This is a genomic window from Pedobacter sp. GW460-11-11-14-TSB4 (genome assembly GCF_059423705.1).
This window is the reverse complement of record NZ_JBWKYI010000019.1, coordinates 68,162-84,535: the sequence shown is the minus strand read 5'-3', so window position 1 is coordinate 84,535 and position 16,374 is coordinate 68,162. Positions and strand designations below refer to the sequence as shown.

At 36.2% G+C, this 16,374-nt stretch carries 20 protein-coding genes; 16 read left to right on the top strand and 4 right to left on the bottom strand.

Annotation, left to right across the window (positions count from 1 at the left end):
- Positions 1–196: 196 nt before the first annotated feature.
- From AC07YT_RS17635 to AC07YT_RS17560, 16 genes are all read left to right on the top strand, one after another.
- Positions 197–751: a hypothetical protein gene (locus AC07YT_RS17635; protein WP_145954204.1), complete on the top strand. Its 555-nt coding sequence runs from the start codon at positions 197–199 to the stop codon at positions 749–751.
- Positions 752–763: 12 nt separating this feature from the next.
- Positions 764–1,411, top strand: a complete 648-nt coding sequence (locus AC07YT_RS17630) for a hypothetical protein (protein WP_086545212.1) — start codon at positions 764–766, stop codon at positions 1,409–1,411.
- The gene (locus AC07YT_RS17625; RefSeq protein ID WP_086545213.1) at positions 1,390–2,175 is read left to right on the top strand and encodes a sensor histidine kinase; all 786 of its coding nucleotides are present in this window, start codon (positions 1,390–1,392) and stop codon (positions 2,173–2,175) included. Before AC07YT_RS17630 ends, AC07YT_RS17625 begins: the two co-directional genes overlap by 22 nt.
- Positions 2,172–2,804 carry a response regulator transcription factor gene (locus AC07YT_RS17620; protein ID WP_086545214.1) on the top strand — a complete coding sequence of 211 codons (633 nt, stop codon included), beginning with the start codon at positions 2,172–2,174 and terminating at the stop codon, positions 2,802–2,804. Before AC07YT_RS17625 ends, AC07YT_RS17620 begins: the two co-directional genes overlap by 4 nt.
- Positions 2,805–3,055: 251 nt before the next feature.
- Positions 3,056–3,976 carry a glycerophosphodiester phosphodiesterase family protein gene (locus AC07YT_RS17615; RefSeq protein WP_086545215.1) on the top strand — a complete coding sequence of 307 codons (921 nt, stop codon included), beginning with the start codon at positions 3,056–3,058 and terminating at the stop codon, positions 3,974–3,976.
- Positions 3,977–4,056: 80 nt separating this feature from the next.
- Complete coding sequence (locus AC07YT_RS17610) at positions 4,057–4,764, top strand: ATP-binding cassette domain-containing protein (protein ID WP_086545216.1); 708 nt, start codon at positions 4,057–4,059, stop codon at positions 4,762–4,764.
- A gap of 51 nt (positions 4,765–4,815) precedes the next feature.
- Positions 4,816–5,310 carry a hypothetical protein gene (locus AC07YT_RS17605; RefSeq protein WP_145954205.1) on the top strand — a complete coding sequence of 165 codons (495 nt, stop codon included), beginning with the start codon at positions 4,816–4,818 and terminating at the stop codon, positions 5,308–5,310.
- Positions 5,311–5,551: 241 nt separating this feature from the next.
- Entirely contained in the window at positions 5,552–6,073 is a 522-nt protein-coding gene (locus AC07YT_RS17600; protein WP_086545218.1) for a hypothetical protein, read from the top strand.
- Positions 6,074–6,365: 292 nt separating this feature from the next.
- Positions 6,366–6,908, top strand: a complete 543-nt coding sequence (locus AC07YT_RS17595; RefSeq protein ID WP_086545220.1) for a porin family protein — start codon at positions 6,366–6,368, stop codon at positions 6,906–6,908.
- A 120-nt stretch (positions 6,909–7,028) separates the two neighbouring features.
- Positions 7,029–7,712, top strand: coding sequence for a porin family protein (locus AC07YT_RS17590; RefSeq protein ID WP_494945440.1), 684 nt, complete (start codon positions 7,029–7,031; stop codon positions 7,710–7,712).
- A gap of 246 nt (positions 7,713–7,958) precedes the next feature.
- Positions 7,959–8,684: a gliding motility-associated ABC transporter permease subunit GldF gene (gene gldF, locus AC07YT_RS17585; RefSeq protein ID WP_086545222.1), complete on the top strand. Its 726-nt coding sequence runs from the start codon at positions 7,959–7,961 to the stop codon at positions 8,682–8,684.
- On the top strand, positions 8,684–10,369 hold the full coding sequence (gldG, locus tag AC07YT_RS17580) for a gliding motility-associated ABC transporter substrate-binding protein GldG (RefSeq protein WP_086545223.1): 1,686 nt from the start codon (positions 8,684–8,686) through the stop codon (positions 10,367–10,369). The genes gldF and gldG overlap by 1 nt, the downstream gene beginning before the upstream one ends.
- Before the next feature lie 33 nt (positions 10,370–10,402).
- On the top strand, positions 10,403–11,527 hold the full coding sequence (gene dnaN / locus AC07YT_RS17575; protein WP_086545224.1) for a DNA polymerase III subunit beta: 1,125 nt from the start codon (positions 10,403–10,405) through the stop codon (positions 11,525–11,527).
- Positions 11,528–11,611: 84 nt separating this feature from the next.
- Entirely contained in the window at positions 11,612–12,289 is a 678-nt protein-coding gene (locus tag AC07YT_RS17570; RefSeq protein WP_086545225.1) for a DUF4397 domain-containing protein, read from the top strand.
- A gap of 59 nt (positions 12,290–12,348) precedes the next feature.
- On the top strand, positions 12,349–13,050 hold the full coding sequence (locus tag AC07YT_RS17565) for a DUF4397 domain-containing protein (protein ID WP_086545226.1): 702 nt from the start codon (positions 12,349–12,351) through the stop codon (positions 13,048–13,050).
- A 64-nt stretch (positions 13,051–13,114) separates the two neighbouring features.
- Positions 13,115–13,801, top strand: coding sequence for a DedA family protein (locus AC07YT_RS17560; RefSeq protein ID WP_086545227.1), 687 nt, complete (start codon positions 13,115–13,117; stop codon positions 13,799–13,801).
- Here AC07YT_RS17560 and AC07YT_RS17555 read toward each other — a convergent pair whose 3' ends face one another.
- From AC07YT_RS17555 to AC07YT_RS17540, 4 genes are all read right to left on the bottom strand, one after another.
- The gene (locus AC07YT_RS17555) at positions 13,802–14,758 is read right to left on the bottom strand and encodes a zinc dependent phospholipase C family protein (protein ID WP_086545228.1); all 957 of its coding nucleotides are present in this window, start codon (positions 14,756–14,758) and stop codon (positions 13,802–13,804) included.
- Between the two features lie 53 nt (positions 14,759–14,811).
- Positions 14,812–15,237: a VOC family protein gene (locus tag AC07YT_RS17550; RefSeq protein WP_086545229.1), complete on the bottom strand. Its 426-nt coding sequence runs from the start codon at positions 15,235–15,237 to the stop codon at positions 14,812–14,814.
- Positions 15,238–15,353: 116 nt separating this feature from the next.
- Entirely contained in the window at positions 15,354–15,806 is a 453-nt protein-coding gene (locus AC07YT_RS17545) for a DUF1569 domain-containing protein (protein WP_086545230.1), read from the bottom strand.
- A 321-nt stretch (positions 15,807–16,127) separates the two neighbouring features.
- A partial coding sequence (locus tag AC07YT_RS17540; protein WP_494945439.1) for an endonuclease domain-containing protein occupies positions 16,128–16,374 on the bottom strand: 247 nt, incomplete at its 5' end.

Below are 16,374 nucleotides of genomic sequence, written 5' to 3'. Positions count from 1 at the left end.
AAAAAGCGGTAAAAACAACATTAAAATATGGGGAAAACCCCATCTGTTATCCATAAAAGTTTTATCACATTTGGGAATAAAAGTTAACTTTAATTAAAACTTAAAAATTATGGAAATGCAACATCTGCCAACCTATGCTATCGTGTTTTTATGTGGGGCGCTAGCTTATTATCTGTTACAAAAATTAATCGATCTTATGAAAAAAAACGAAAGACCAGGACATCCAAATACGATGGATCCGGCCACAATTCAGCAAATGGTAGATGGTTACCGCAATAATCATTTAGCGGCCATTAATAAAGTATTGGGCATAACCGATTCGCATTCGGTTTCTTTCGGCTTAAAAACCTTAAAGAAGTTTATCGCCGACATCGAATTTTTTAGCAAAAAAGTAGACCCGCGCATTGCAGATGGGGCGCTGGGTATCCGTTTTTATTATGCTGCTTATCCAAAAGAGAACGAATGGAATGGCTTTGAAGATGAAAAATCGATAGGCAAAAATTATGCTCAGAAACATACACTGGTGATGATCCCTACTTTAAAAAAGAAGAGTAGTGACGGAAGTTACCAGGATTATGACTTTAATCCTTTAGACCGTACCACTTTTCCACTAAAAGAAACAGAAAAGCAGCAGGCAGTTACCTTGATGGCCATGAGTTCGGATAGTAATGCAAGCCAGTCGCGTGAGGTAATGGCTCAAAATCACGGACAGCTTATTCCACCTGCAGAAGCTGCGGTTGAAATTTATTAATGTGCCATAAGTATGAACAGCTTTCAGAAATTTCTGAGCGATAGCTTCCTTTGGATTGAAGGAGGGACTGCAATTGTTGCTTTGCTGCATTTAAAAGGCTTGAAAAAGCAATATTGGCGTTTTTTCGTCTATTTTCTGGTAGCTGTTTTTAGCTGTGAGGCCTTTGGTAAATGGGGAGGAGCCTACCTTAGTTTTTCTAAAACAACCTATTATAACTATATCGTTATCCCTTTTCAGTTTATCTTTTTTTACTGGCTTTATGCTTTGAAATCTTTTAACAATAAAAAGCTGTTTTGGGCACTCTCCTTATTATATTTAATATCATTTATACCCAGCGAATTCTACTTTAAAGGGAGTAAAATAATCTTTTCATTTAACTATACTTTTGGCTCCTTTATTTTGATGGTTTTAGTGGTGATGGAATATTACAAACAGATCACCTCTTCCGATATCATTAATTTTAATAGAAACAGGATGTTTTATGTTAATTTGGGGGTAACGTTATTTTATATCGGAACCTTGCCATTTTGGACATTTTATTACCTGCTGGTAGAATATAAGCAGATCTGGAATATTTACTTCGATTATTTTCTGGTATCGGGGATTGTAATGTATATATTATTCTCAATTTCATTTATATGGGGAAAACAGAGCTCTTAATTACAATCATCCTTTTTAACTTGTTTTTCGTGCTGTTTGTAGTGGCCATTATGGTTTACATTAAAAAATACAAAGAGCGGAAAAGAGAATATCTGAATGAAATCAAAATCACCAACGAAATACATCAAAAGGAACTATTAACTACACAGTTAGAAATACAACAGGCCACCATGCAACAGATTGGCCGCGAATTGCACGATAATATCGGACAAAAATTAACATTGGTGAGTCTTTATACCCAGCAATTGGTGCACGAAAACAAAGTGCCACAGGCAAGTACAAGAATTGAACAGATTTATCAGATTATTAATTCATCGCTCCAAGACTTGAGAAGTTTGTCGAAAAACTTAACGAACGATAATATAAGTGAAAATGAAATTGTAACTTTAATACAGGAAGAAGTGAACAACCTTAATGCTTTGAAAAAATGTAAGGTAACCTTTCAATACAATTTCGAAAGTCTAGATCTTGAGTTTGTGAAAAAGAATGTATTATTGAGGATAACCCAGGAATTTCTTCAAAACAGTTTAAAACATGCACATTGCAGTAATATCAAGATTCAAATAAGTTCTTCGCCTGAGGTTTTTTTAGTCTTAAAAATACAGGATGATGGTGTAGGATTTGATTATGATCAGATCACTTCTGATGGTATAGGATTAAAAAATATGAAAAAAAGAGCCGAAATAATCGGTGGACAATTTAACTTAGAAAGCAAACCCGATTTAGGCACCACACTTACTATTATTTTAAATGGCCCGGCATGAAAAAAACTATAGTTATTGTTGATGATCATATCCTGATTGCAAAAGCACTTCAAGGCATTATCGATAATTTTGCAGCCTTTGAGGTGATCTACGTTTGTGAAAATGGAAAAGAGCTGATTAAAAACTTCGAAAACAGCAATAAAATACCCGATATTTTACTTTTGGATATTAGTATGCCCATTATGGACGGTTTTGAAACTGTAACCTGGGTAACCGAACATCACCCGGAGGTAAAAGTAATGGCGCTGAGCATGCAGGGTGAAGAAAAAAGTGTGATTAAAATGGTGAGCAATGGCGCTAAAGGTTACCTGTTAAAAAATGCACATCCGGTAGAGCTCGAAAACGCACTGACCAAATTGAATATTAACGGATTTTTTTATCCTGATTGGGCATCGAAAATCATTTTCTCCAGCCTGAATAAAACCAAAGATGTGGAGATCAAAATTTCAGATCGGGAGAAGGAGTTTTTAAAATACACCGTTACGGAGCTAAATTATAAAGAAATAGCCGATAAAATGTTCTGTAGTCCAAGGACTGTTGAAAGCTATCGCGATCAGCTGTGCGAAAAACTCGAACTTAAAACCCGGGTAGGATTGGCTGTTTTTGCCATCAAGAATGGATTTGCCTAGAGGTTAATTGTTTAAAGAAATGGTTAACTGTTTAAACTGTATAAATTGGTTAACTGTACATGACATTTAAGATGGGGAGATTGTTTAATAGTTGTAATAAGTAATTAACCGATTAACCGATTTCAACAATTAAGCATTTAACCGATTTAAACAATTAAGCAATTTCAACATTTAACCATAACCATTTAACCACCCCGACAATTAACCGATTAACCCGTTTAACAGTTAAGCAATTTGTTTACTTTTGAAGCATGAAATTTCATCATTTGCTATTCCTGGTTATTGTTGCAGTTTTTACCTCATGCAAACCAGAAGAAAAAAGCCATCAATATATTAAGTTTAATAAACCCGCAGAGTTATATCAATTCTTAAAATGGTCGCCAGAAAACCGTTTTCCATTAATCAGTGCGCATCGTGGTGGCCCAATGCCTGGTTTTCCTGAAAACTGCATCGAAACGTTTGACAATGCCACTACCTATAATCCGGTCATCATTGAATTTGATATCGCTTACAGTAAAGATTCGGTAATGGTGATTATGCACGATGATAAGCTCGATCGGACTTCGACAGGAAAAGGACCGATTGGCAACTATACTTACGAGGAGTTAAAAGCTTTTAATCTTAAAGATGATGCAGGTAAAGAAACAAAATTTAAAATCCCGACTTTAGATAGTGTATTAAGCTGGAGCAAAGGAAAAGTTTTGTTAACTATCGATTTAAAAAAAGGAGTTTCTTACGCTAAAGTGATTGAAAAAGTAAGGCAGTATAAAGTGGAAAGTAACTCGATAATCATTACCTATACTGCAGATCAGGCGAAGGAAGTACATCAATTGGCACCCGAGCTAATGATTTCAGCCTCCGTTCAGAAAAAAGCAGAATTGAAACGCTTAAATAACATGGGCATTCCCAATAACCGCATTGTAGCATTTGTTGGTGTATCTGCTCCTGATAAAGAACTCTATCAATACCTGCACAATAAGGGCATTACCACTATTTTAGGCACCATGGGGAATATCGACAAGAGTGCCATGGCCAGTCCGGTAAAAAATGTTTATTATCATTTGGTTAATAACGGCGCAGATATTTTATCGGGCGATAATTTACCGCAGGCATCAGAAGAACTGGATAAGTTTAGATATAATAAAAAAATAAATTCACCATATATTAATTAACCACAGACAAACAGGATAGACACAGATCGGGAAACGTTAAAATCTGTGTTTATCTGTGTAATCTGTGGCAAAAAAATAAAATGAGCATTTCAGTTAAAAATCTTTCTAAACATTACGATAAGCAAAAGGCGGTCGATTCAATTAGTTTTGAAGCCAAACCAGGTCGTATTTTGGGTTTTCTTGGTCCTAATGGCGCTGGTAAATCTACCACCATGCGTATGCTAACCGGTTATTTAGAACCAACATCTGGTGAGGCTGAAATTTCTGGAAAGAGCATTCTTTCAGAAGCTATCGAAGCTAAAAAACATATTGGTTACCTTCCTGAAAATACCCCGCTTTATGCTGATATGTATGTAAAGGAATTTTTAAATTTTGTTGGCCAAACGTATAAGCTTAGCCATTTGCCTACACGGATTGATGAGGTAATCAAAATGGTAGGTTTAACAGCAGAACAGCATAAAAAAATCGGGATGTTATCAAAAGGTTATCGCCAAAGGGTTGGTTTGGCACAAGCCATTATCCACAATCCGGAAGTTTTAATTTTAGATGAACCCACTTCTGGTTTAGACCCCAACCAACTGGTTGACATCAGGCAGCTGATCAAAACATTAGGCGCAGCTAAAACGGTTATTATTTCTACACACATTATGCAAGAGGTTGAAGCCATTTGTGATGATATCATCATTATTAGTAAAGGTAAAATTGTAGCGAAAGACTCGCTCGAAGGCCTGAAAAAAAATCACCAGCAACAATCGTTAGAAGATATTTTTAGAAAACTTACCGCTTAATTCATGTATTGTCCAAAAATTAAAAACGCCTTAATCACCTTTCTATTTTTAATGCCTTTTATATTGAAAGCCCAAAACACCACCAGTATTGGTATTGGTGCAGAAATAGGTTTACCATCAGGAAACTTCGTTAATTTATCAGGAATAGGTTTGGGTGCCTCAATAAAAGCTGATTTTCCAATAGCTGCTGATTTTGCCATATCCCTAAATGGAGGTTTTATGAATTTCTTTGGTAAACGCAACCAGTTTTTTAAAGTTCAGGATTTAACTTATCTACCCGCTAAAGCTGGCTTGAAATATCAGTTGGGTGAAAGCTTTTATGCAGAAGGGCAGTTAGGCGCAGCATTGCCACTAAACAATGGACAAAAAACTTTATGGGTCTGGTCGCCGGGCATTGGAAATCAATTTAAGCTATCGGGCGGAAATAAACTGGATTTAGGCATAAGATATGAAGCATGGACAGGCAAAAATGAGTTTTCCGATTCAAATAAAACAAACACCAAAGGTTTTGTTGGAATCAGATTTGCCTATATGTTTGTGTTATAACTAATATAATTAAGTGGACCATTTATTGTTTTTATTCAATTAATTCATGATAAGCATACAATAATTTAGTCTTTTTTAGTAGGCCTACAACTTATTGGAATAAAAACTATCTGTGTGTAATTACCAGTAAATCAATGTGTTGTGCTTTTGTTTTAGCTTCATTTGTTTCGTTTGTAACGTTTTTGGCATAATGCTTGTCTAAAAACAGTAAATAATTAACGAACAATAATCTAAAAATCACATGAAAAAAGTATTACTTTCTTTATTAATGGTTGCAGGCTTAGGCTTTGCAGCTTCAGCTCAAACAGAAGGAGCAGTTAACAAAATTAGTGTAGGACCAGATTTCTTATTGCCTGTGGGTGATAATACGAATGGACTAAGTCTAGGTTATGGAGGTTCAGTGATGGGTGAATTTAATGTGGCTAAATCATTGAATTTAACCGTATCAGCAGGTTATATTTCAGTAGCTCCTGAAAAGGCTTGGAAAGACCTTGGCGCTACTAATTCAGGTGTTATACCTTTAAAAGCAGGAGCTAAATATTATTTTGGTGGTAATTTTTACGGTGCTGGTGAATTAGGTGCTGCAATTTTTACTGAAAACAATGGTGGCACAGCATTTTCTTACGCTCCAACTTTAGGTGCTTCATTTTCAGTTGCTGATAAATCTAGTATTGATTTAGGAATACGCTATGAAGGATGGTCGAAAAATAGCACCACTTTATCATTTGTTGGTATCCGCGCTGCATTTGCATTCGGTTTATAATAAAACTATAATTCATTCAAAAGCCTCCACGAAGTTGGGGGCTTTGCTGTATATCAGCCATTTAACGTGGTAAAGTTGGAAAACAAAATTTTAACTATCAAATTAGTTTATTTATTATTGTAATGTTTTCGCTGATGAGGCGAACGCACGGAAACTAAAAAATAATATGTAAAAATCAGATGAAAAAACTAGTATTATCTTTATTAACAGTTGCAGGTCTAGGCCTTGCAGCTTCAGCTCAAACAAGTAAACCTGTAATTTTTGGCGTGAAAGCCGGGTAGCCTTTCCAAACATGACCATATCATCAGGAAGTACATCGGTCAGTTTCGATGCAAAAACATCTTATTATGTTGGCGGTACAGCCGAATTTGTATTATCTGATGTAATTTCAATTCAACCTGGCTTAACTTTTATAAACAAAGGAACAAAACTGGCTAGTGGTGATATTGATTTCGAAGATGATGATATTGCAGTTACAGATGAGGCAACATTAAATTTTAAATACCTGGAGTTACCGGTAAATTTATTGGCGAATTTTAAATTAGGAAACGCTGGAAAAGTGTTTCTAGGCGCAGGGCCGTACTTTGCCTATGCATTAAGTGCAAATGGTAAATACGGATCGGTAAAAGAAGACATTAAATTTGGCGAAGCAGAGTCAGAGTTTAAAAGAACCGATTTTGGTTTAAACTTTTTGGCTGGTTACCAATTAAACAATGGCTTTAACATCCACGCAGGCTACGGATTAGGATTAAGCAGCATTGCAGATACGGATCTTTCAGATGAGATTACCTTTAAAAATAAAGTTTTCTCAGTAGGCGTTGGTTTTGCTTTCTAAAACCAAGGCAAATAAAAAGTGATTTTCAAAAAAACAAATGAAGTCATCATGATTTTCAAAATCATTAATTAAATGAAAAATCGTGATGGCTTCATCACAATTGAAAACAAATCTAAACGGATGAAAAAACTAGTATTATCTTTATTAACAGTTGCGGGCTTAGGCTTTGCAGCTTCAGCTCAAACAAACAATCTCAAAATTGGTGTAAAAGCAGGTGTAACATTTCCAACCTTTAGTGCATCGGGGACCAAAAACAATGGGTATAAGCAAAAAATGAGTACCTCTTTTTTTGTAGGAGGAACGATGGATATTTCTGTTTCGGAAATATTCTCAGTCCAGCCCGGCTTATCTTTAATTGGTAAGGGTGGAAAAAGTGATTTTTCTTATTTTAATGCGGAGCCAGGAAACATTTATACGATTACTGCTAATTCGAAAATCAGTATGATGTATATTGAACTTCCTGTAAATGCAGTATTTAATTTCGATTTAGGTGATGGAAAATTTTTTATTGGTGCAGGCCCTTATTATGCAATGGCCATAAGCGGAAAAAATAAATCTACAGCAACATTAAGTGGTGGAGGTAGTACCATAACCAATTCAGAAGAAGAAATCAAATTTGGAGGAGACGGTACGATGAAAAGAGGAGATTTTGGGATTAATTTCTTAGCAGGTTATAAACTAAGTAATGGTTTTAACATCAACGCGGGTTATGGTTTAGGCTTGAGTAACCTTGACTATGCTGATACGAATAAATCAAAAGTAACTAACCGCGTATTATCAGTGGGTTTAGGTTTTTCTTTCTAAACCGATCTGGGCGTAAATAAGAGATTATATTATAAAGATAGTTTCTCTTGAGATTTTGTCATGTTGAGCCTGTCGAAACACAAAAGGTTATTTAACTATGCCCTTCGACAGGCTCAGGATGACAATTCTATTTATAATACGGCCTCTTTTTAAATTTAAATATTGCAGATTTGATAATCCATTCATTTAATCAATTCCTTTTAAATTTGCAGGAATAAATGGTTAACTTCGGCGTTTTAATAGCACATGTACGCAGTTTTTAAACGCGAGTTATTCAGTTTCTTAAGTTCGATGGTTGCTTATATAACCATTGGCATTTTTCTATTGGTTTCTGGCCTGTTACTTTGGTTTTTTCCTGATACCTCCATACTTGATTATGGTTACGCCGAACTTGATGGTTTTTTCAGTTTGGTTCCTTATCTTTTTATGTTTCTTATTCCTGCCGTTACAATGCGGTCTTTCGCCGAGGAGCGGAGAGAAGGAACATACGAGCTTTTAATCACACGGCCCATCCAGATCTGGCAAATCATCTTCGCAAAGTATTTAGCGAGCTTGGTTTTGGTATTATTTGCCTTAATCCCGACGTCAATTTATTATTACAGCATTTCGAAGCTGGGTTTTCCTGAAGGAAATATCGATTCAGGATCGGTAATTGGCTCTTACATCGGTCTGTTTTTATTAGGTGCTGCTTTCACATCCATTGGTATTTTCTCCTCTGCGCTTACTAAAAATCAGGTAATTGCCTTTGTAATCAGTGCCGCTTTATGTGCATTCGCTTTTTTAGGCTTCGATTATAGCAGTCAGCTTGCTGCATTTCAAAGCATCGGCAACATGATCAGCAGTTTAGGAATCAATCAACATTACACCTCGATAAGCCGTGGTGTGTTAGATACCAGAGACCTTATTTATTTTATTACGTTTTCAGTGCTGTTTTTATTGGTCACTAAAATAATCATAGGAGGGAAACGATAATGAGGCTGAAGTATAAATGGATTAATTCTATCATCGTTATAGCCGCATTGATTATTTTAAATGTTGCGGGGCAATATGTTTTTCATCGTTTTGATTTTACGTCCGATAAGCGTTTTACTTTAAGTGATAAGACGAAAGCTTTATTGGAGCAGAATGAAAAACCGGTCATCATTACTGTCTTTTTAGCTGGAGAGTTACCACCTGCTTTTAAACGGTTGCAGGCTGCGGTATCAGACATTTTAGCTGACTATCGGGCTTATGCTAAAACCGAAGTTAAGGTGGTTTTTGTTGATCCGCTAGCCGGGCTAAATCAGGCCGATCAGGATACCGTGATCAATAATTTATACGACAGGGGAATAGAAGCAACCAATTTGAGTGTGAAAACTGAAAGTGGATTAACGCAGAAACTCGTTTTTCCGATGGCCATGATGGAAAGCGAAGGGAAGGAATTTCCCATTAAGCTCTTCCAAAATTTAGATACCCGGGGAAATTATGAAGACAATATAAACCGTGCTATTGAAAATCTGGAATATATTTTTACTTCAAGTTTAAAGAAAGTATTAGCGGGAGATAACCCTCGTATTGGCTTTTCCGAGTCAAATGGCGAGCTCTCCGATTTGCAACTGGCTGATGCCATTCACACCCTATCAAGCAGTTATTTGGTTGGCCGTATCGATTTAAATAGTATTGATAAAGCAGGGCTTGATAAATTGAAAATGCTGGTTATCGCCAAACCCAAAAAACCTTTTACAGAAACGGAGAAATATAAAATCAATTATTTCGTAATGAATGGTGGGAGGGTCCTCTGGAGTATTGATCAGGTAAGTGCTGAATTGGACAGTTTGCGGGGAAAAAGCGGACAAATGGCGGTTAGCAGTAATTTGAACCTGGATGATATGCTTTTTATGTATGGAGCAAGGATTAATTATGATATTATTGCCGATCCGGCAAACAGTGCCGAAATTCCGGTTTCAACAGGTGTAGTTGGCGGGCAAAACCAAATGCAACTCGTGCCCTGGATTTATTACCCGATTTTATTACCCGATACTGTAGAAAGTATTGTGAAAAAGCTGGATGGTGTAAAATCTGAATTTCCAAGTACAGTAGATACCATTGGTGTTAAAGGCGTAAAGAAATCGTATATTTTAGCAACATCTCCTTTTAATAAAGTATATAATGTGCCGAAATTGTTTAGCTTGCAAATGGTAAGCGAACAGTTAGATCCACGATCTTTCCAAAGTAAACCACAGCATGTTGGTTTGATGCTGGAAGGTAATTTTCCATCGGTTTTTGCCGGTCGACCTTTACCGGCTAATATTACACAACCTTACACGCTGGAAAGTACAGGTAAAGCGGCTAAAATGATTGTAATAGGAGATGGCGATATTTTTAAAAACCAGGTGTCAGAACAAAATGGAAATCCCTTTCCCTTAGGTTTCGATCGTTATTCGCAGCGTACTTTTGGCAATAAGGCCTTATTGCTCAATATTGTTGATTATTTTACAGATAACGACAACTTAATTGCGCTGCGGAATAAAGAAGTAAAAATCAGATTGTTGGATAAAGCCAAAATTAAGCTCGAAAAAACGAAATGGCAATTTATAAATGTAGTGGCACCCTTGCTATTGTTAATATTCTTTGCGATTTTTCAACATTATTACCGCAAATACAAGTACGCTAAATAATTTTTATATTTTTGAAGAAGACTAAATAATATCATGAGATTTATTGTATCCACATCAACTCTATTAAAACACTTACAAACCGTAAATGGTGCATCAAGCAGCAGTACGGTTTTGCCTATATTAGAAAATTTTCTCTTCGAAATTAAAGATGGAAACTTAACTATCTCTGCTACCGATCTGCAAACCAGCATGACAACTGCTTTGGCTGTAGAATCAAAGGAAGAAGGTAAAGTAGCTGTTCCATCTAAAATTTTATTAGATACGCTTAAAACATTGCCAGATCAACCTATCGCATTTAATATCGATGACAGTACTTTTGCGATCGAGATCAGTGCCGGCGATGGTAAATATAAATTGAGTGGTGAAAATGGTGATGATTTTCCGAAGATTCCCGTAGTAGAAAACGCGTCTTCTGTAAATTTGCCTGCATCTGTTTTAACTGAAGCCATTACAAAAACTATTTTTGCCGTAAGTAACGATGAGCTACGCCCGGCGATGACAGGTGTTTTCTGTCAGTTATCTCCTCAGCACATTACCTTTGTGGCTACCGATGCACATAAATTGGTGAGGTATCGCCGTATGGATAGCAAGGCAGATAAAGCAACATCATTTATTCTCCCTAAAAAAGCTTTAACACTTTTAAAAGCGGCTTTACCTTCAACTGATATCAACGTGTCAGTAGATTATAATGCAACCAGCGCATTCTTTAAGTTCGAAAATATCAATTTAGTGTGTCGTTTAATAGACGAACGTTATCCAGATTACGAGGCGGTAATTCCAACCAATAACCCTAATAAATTAATTATCGACAGAAGTCTGTTTTTAAACACACTTCGTAGGGTTGTAATTTTTGCCAATAAAACGACACATCAGGTAAGATTGAAAATTAGCGGAAGCGAGTTAAATATTTCTTCTGAAGATTTGGATTTTGCTAACGAAGCACATGAGCGTTTAAGTTGCCAATATGATGGTGAAGATCTTGAAATAGGCTTTAATGCACGCTTTTTGATCGAAATGTTAAGCAATCTAAGTGGTGATGAGGTGACTTTAGAACTTTCAACACCTAATAGAGCAGGACTTCTAATTCCGCAAACCAATGACGAAAATGAAGACGTTTTAATGTTGGTGATGCCGGTTATGCTAAATAATAGTTATTAAGAAAAAACTAATTTATTAGTTTTGATAAGAAAGTGGCTTGGTTTTTGACCGAGCCATTTTTGTTTTTAATCAACTAACACAAGCATGAAAATCTATAACAATCTCTCGAAATCACTGATTTTGCTCATCGCCCTATGTAGTATAGGCTTTTCATCCTGTAAAAAGGATAATCCAGATGAAGTCGTAAAAGGCCAGGCCAAGGTAAAAATGGTCAACGCATCGCAGGCCGACGTGCATCAGGATGTTTATTTAGATAATGAAAAACTAACCAGTGTAGCTTTAGCTTTTGGCGAAACCAGCGATTATGTAAAAATACCTTCAGGCAATAGAAGCGTTTCTTACGCCGGAACAAATAATACAACCACTGATACCTCGTTAAATTTTACACCATCTATTACCTATACTACTTTTTTGGTTACCAATAAAAAAGGAGAGTTGGAAATTGTAAGTTATGAGGATAATTTAAGTAATACAGAGGCCGATAAAGCCAAAGTAAAACTGATTAACCTGACGCCTAATTTTGCTACAGGCATCAATGTTATGGTACAGGGTGGTACCCAGTTTGTAAATGGACTGGCTTTTAAAGAAGCATCGAGCTATTTTACAGTAGATACGGGATTCAATTTAAGATATACGGTAGTCGGTTCTGGTAATGTTAAAACCATTGATAAAACGAGTTTAGAAGGCGGTAAAATTTATACGATTTGGTTCAGTGGTACTACAGCTGCAACATTAGAAGCACATATCATTACCGATAATTAATTTCAATGTTTAATATGCTTTCTGCTATCTTTACGTTTTATTAGCATCAGCGATTAATTATGAAAAACAAAGTATTGTTTCCTAAAATATTTCTTCTTCTTACACTTGCCATTTTAATCAGCTCATGCATCAAAAACGATAATTTAATTGAAGGTGATGCTAAAGTGCGATTTTTTCAAGCTGCTTCGACAGATACAACACAAACCTTCTATTTAAATGGAATCCAAATAGGAACACCCGTTGCTCACGGTACAAATACAAGTTATGTAGTCGTTGCAGGCGATGCTGCTTATAATATAACCACGCGAAATATAAATACTGGTGTTGATGTAGCTGCATTAGGAGATCAAACATTTAAAATCGGACAGAATTATTCTGTTTTTTATTATAAAGAAAAAACTGGCGATCCTGCAAAATTGAAAGTTTATACCGATGATGTAAAACCAGATCTTGATTCAGCTAAACTAACTTTTTTAAACCTTGGTTATACGCTAGGCTCTAGTGTTGTAATTACCGATAGCACAAATACTGCTAAACCTGTAGAATCTACAATTGCGTATGGAGCGATTAAAACTTTCAAGGTTAAAGTTAATAAAAACATGAAATTTGCCTTCAAATTAACTAGTCCTACTGCTACAAACCCTCCGCCTGCGGTATCACGCTTAGATTCTCTTAATATTAATAATGGTCGGGTTTACATTATATTATTTGATGGCGATAAAAAGGGCGAACTTAAAAATAGAATCATTTCATCCAACTAATTTTATTGCAATATACTAGCATTTAATCCCTTTCATATTCATACTTTTGCCCAAAATTAGATAAATGGAACTACTACAGCAGCTCATAGATTTTATTCTTCATATAGACGTACATTTAGCTGAAATTGTTAACGAATATCGTACCTGGACCTACCTCATTTTATTCCTGATCATTTTTGCCGAAACGGGGTTTGTGGTAACACCTTTCCTGCCCGGCGATTCATTGCTTTTTGCAATGGGCGCTTTAATTGCGGGCGAACATGAAACAGGTTTAAATATCTGGATTATGCTCATTATATTAATTGTAGCTGCAATTTTAGGAAATACCCTTAATTATAAACTCGGGAGTTTTTTAGGTGCAGGTGTGTTTAAAGAAAAGAACAAGATTTTAAAGCTTAAATATTATCATCAATCTCACGAATTTTTTGAGAAACATGGTGGTAAGGCCATTATGTTAAGCAGGTTTCTCCCAATTTTCAGAACCATTGCACCATTTGTAGCGGGAATAGCCAAAATGCCTTTCGGTCGTTTTACCTATTATAACATTGTTGGCGGAGTAGCCTGGATATTTGCATTATTGTTAGGGGGCTATCTATTAGGGCAAATCCCGGTAATTAAAAATAACTTCGAACTGGTTATTATTTTTATTGCTGTGGTAACTTTTGTTCCTGCCATCTGGGCAGCCATTAGAAGCCGTTTACAACCTAAAAAGATTGAAGCAATGATTGAAGGAGAGGATCCAAAGGCATAATTAAAGTTCCCTGCCAATGAGGGAACCATTTTGATATTTCCTTTCTACCTCTTCATTTTCTTTATTCTCTTCAGGTAATAATGATGTTTTAATCAGATTTTTAAGCACCGGCTGACCTGCATCAACCCAGGCAGAATACCAGAATGAACCCGTTTTTAATATGGCAGCACGCATTTGCTTTTCTACCATGTTATTCATTTTAGTATGGTAAGCTTTTGAATAGCCTGTAGCATATTGTTTCAATACGGTATGATTACGTTCAGAAAAGCTATACTTTTTGTCGGAAGGAAATGATGCGCTCAGTTCAGCTTCGAAAGTTAATACCGTATCAACTAAACTGTGCGTGTGTTTAAGTATTTTCCAGATTTCTAGCAATGGGTTTTCAATATAATCCGCCTGGCCAACAACAAAATTGTAATGGCTTGAATATAATTCGGGTAAACGGCTTTCCCAAAAAGCGTGGATGCCAACCTGATTGGTGAGTTGCCCGTTATGGTTGGCTGTAGTATGTAAAGGAACATGTGCATCGCCAATGTAATGGCCCAGGTCTGCAGAATATTTTAAAATCTTCACCGAATCACGCATTTTAAAAGCTTTAACTAAAGCATAATAACTACGCTGTACCTGCCAGGGAATAATGCCATCGGTATTCAGTTTTTTCAGGCCATATTTAGCCAGGGCATCATCCCATTTTTCGGGAATGCTATCAATATTTTTCTCGTAGTTTTCCACATCAAGGTAATGCCGTGGTGCTTCAAGGGTATCAGCATACCTGCGTTTATCGGGGTCGACAGCATGTTCGGTAATGTATTTGATATTCTTTTTATAGAAACCGATCATATCAGAAGGCAAAGTGAAAACAGCAAGGTTGTTTATCCTTTGATGCGCAAAGAAACCCCAGGAGGTGCAAAGAAATATAGGGATGATTAACGCGGTTAAAATCGTTAATCTTTTCATATATTGAAGATATGCAATTTTCTTGGTAACGCTCAGGGTTTCAAAGCAAAATATTATGCATTTTCCATTTTTTTCATATCCAGCTTTTTCATCTGCATAACCACTTCCATTACTCTTTTTGCTCTTTCGGGCACTGCCATAAGTTCGCCGATGTTTGATGGAACAATTTGCCATGAAAGTCCGAATTTATCTTTTAGCCATCCGCAAACGCTCTCTGTACCGCCATCATTTATGAAAGTATCCCAGTAATAGTTTATTTCGTCCTGATTATCGCAGTTTACCATCAGAGAAATCGCTTCATCGAATTTAAACTGCGGACCGCCATTAAGGCCCATAAATTTATTTCCATTTAATTCGAAAGTAACAACCATGGGTGTAACCTGCGTAATTTTAGAATCTTTAAAAACTGAACAATAGTATTTTGCTGCTGCTTCGGCTTGTCCGTCAAACCAAAGACATGTTACAAGTGGTTTTGCCATTTTATATATTTTTTTTGTTACTACAAGTTAGGCAAGATTTTTAGACGGTGTAAGGTTTAAAAGTGACGATTTAAGGGGGCGATTTCGACAATAATTTGCGCTTATATTCCCGAAATTTATGCTCCGAATTGTGCTAAATGATGATCCAGGTGTTTATAGAACATGTTGTTCCACTCCGTTTTTGCTAATGGGCCAAATGAATGTGATTCTTTGCCGTCGAAATAATCTTCGCCAAGCTGCTGGGTTTTGTTGATGTAATCGATTAAACGGGTCTTTTCTTTTTCGAAATCTCTATCACCTTTAATCATAAACTGTGGTGCCGTCTGGTTATTTTTAGGATAAGGTTTCTCGTTTACCACTTTGCTTTTAACTAATTTTTTCAGGATAAACTTCATTATTGGGCCTGGTTTTGGATGAATGTCATCATAAACCATTTCGTAAGTTACATTACAATGTGCCAGCATTTGTGCAACATTCATTTTGCCCCAAAGTTGAGTGGTAGCTGGAGTAAGCTGGTTAATTCTGTCAATAATTTCGCTAGTTACCGCGGGTTGGAAAATGTTCTTCATGGTTTGTTTTGTATCTGCTCGTGTGTAATTTTACTTTACTAAATATAAGAATGTATTTCTATTGGGTACAGAAAATTTTGCGAATGGGCTGAGGCAACGCGCTTACCACCCCTTGCCCCTCCTAAAATAGGAGGGAAGTAGGAAGTGCTGAGGCAAAGGTTAGTTCCTGTTGTTGGCGTTTGTAGTTTGAATCCTTTGGCTATACATTTTAATAGATGAAATAACTCTACTCTTTATTATAAGGATGTGCTGGTTAGGTGTTAGTATGAACCTTTTGACTGCGTATAATCTTAGTAGATAAATCAACTCCCCTCCTTATTTTCAAGGAGGGGTTGGGGGTGGTTTTTTATTTTTAAAATGATTTCTAATCGCTTCACATATCAGTTCTTCAGATTCAAAGACTTCAACATTATCAAATCTAATTACTTTAATTCCTTTGCTGTTTAAAAAGTCAGTTCGTTCTTTGTCGTATATTTCTGATGAATAATCATTATGACTATCACCATCAACTTCAATAGCCAGTTTTTCTGAAGGGCAGTAAAAATCCAAAATATAATTTCCGACACTA

Coding starts and splice junctions, on each gene's coding strand:
- AC07YT_RS17635 (WP_145954204.1), top strand. CDS start 197: ATGAAAAAAAACGAAAGACCAGGACATCCAAATACGATGGATCCGGCC.
- AC07YT_RS17550 (WP_086545229.1), bottom strand. CDS start 15,237: ATGGCAAAACCACTTGTAACATGTCTTTGGTTTGACGGACAAGCCGAA.
- AC07YT_RS17595 (WP_086545220.1), top strand. CDS start 6,366: ATGACCATATCATCAGGAAGTACATCGGTCAGTTTCGATGCAAAAACA.
- AC07YT_RS17605 (WP_145954205.1), top strand. CDS start 4,816: ATGCCTTTTATATTGAAAGCCCAAAACACCACCAGTATTGGTATTGGT.
- AC07YT_RS17565 (WP_086545226.1), top strand. CDS start 12,349: ATGAAAAACAAAGTATTGTTTCCTAAAATATTTCTTCTTCTTACACTT.
- AC07YT_RS17590 (WP_494945440.1), top strand. CDS start 7,029: ATGAAAAAACTAGTATTATCTTTATTAACAGTTGCGGGCTTAGGCTTT.
- AC07YT_RS17620 (WP_086545214.1), top strand. CDS start 2,172: ATGAAAAAAACTATAGTTATTGTTGATGATCATATCCTGATTGCAAAA.
- AC07YT_RS17630 (WP_086545212.1), top strand. CDS start 764: ATGAACAGCTTTCAGAAATTTCTGAGCGATAGCTTCCTTTGGATTGAA.
- AC07YT_RS17600 (WP_086545218.1), top strand. CDS start 5,552: ATGAAAAAAGTATTACTTTCTTTATTAATGGTTGCAGGCTTAGGCTTT.
- AC07YT_RS17615 (WP_086545215.1), top strand. CDS start 3,056: ATGAAATTTCATCATTTGCTATTCCTGGTTATTGTTGCAGTTTTTACC.
- AC07YT_RS17610 (WP_086545216.1), top strand. CDS start 4,057: ATGAGCATTTCAGTTAAAAATCTTTCTAAACATTACGATAAGCAAAAG.
- gldF (WP_086545222.1), top strand. CDS start 7,959: ATGTACGCAGTTTTTAAACGCGAGTTATTCAGTTTCTTAAGTTCGATG.
- AC07YT_RS17560 (WP_086545227.1), top strand. CDS start 13,115: ATGGAACTACTACAGCAGCTCATAGATTTTATTCTTCATATAGACGTA.
- gldG (WP_086545223.1), top strand. CDS start 8,684: ATGAGGCTGAAGTATAAATGGATTAATTCTATCATCGTTATAGCCGCA.
- AC07YT_RS17545 (WP_086545230.1), bottom strand. CDS start 15,806: ATGAAGAACATTTTCCAACCCGCGGTAACTAGCGAAATTATTGACAGA.
- AC07YT_RS17625 (WP_086545213.1), top strand. CDS start 1,390: ATGGGGAAAACAGAGCTCTTAATTACAATCATCCTTTTTAACTTGTTT.
- AC07YT_RS17570 (WP_086545225.1), top strand. CDS start 11,612: ATGAAAATCTATAACAATCTCTCGAAATCACTGATTTTGCTCATCGCC.
- AC07YT_RS17555 (WP_086545228.1), bottom strand. CDS start 14,758: ATGAAAAGATTAACGATTTTAACCGCGTTAATCATCCCTATATTTCTT.
- dnaN (WP_086545224.1), top strand. CDS start 10,403: ATGAGATTTATTGTATCCACATCAACTCTATTAAAACACTTACAAACC.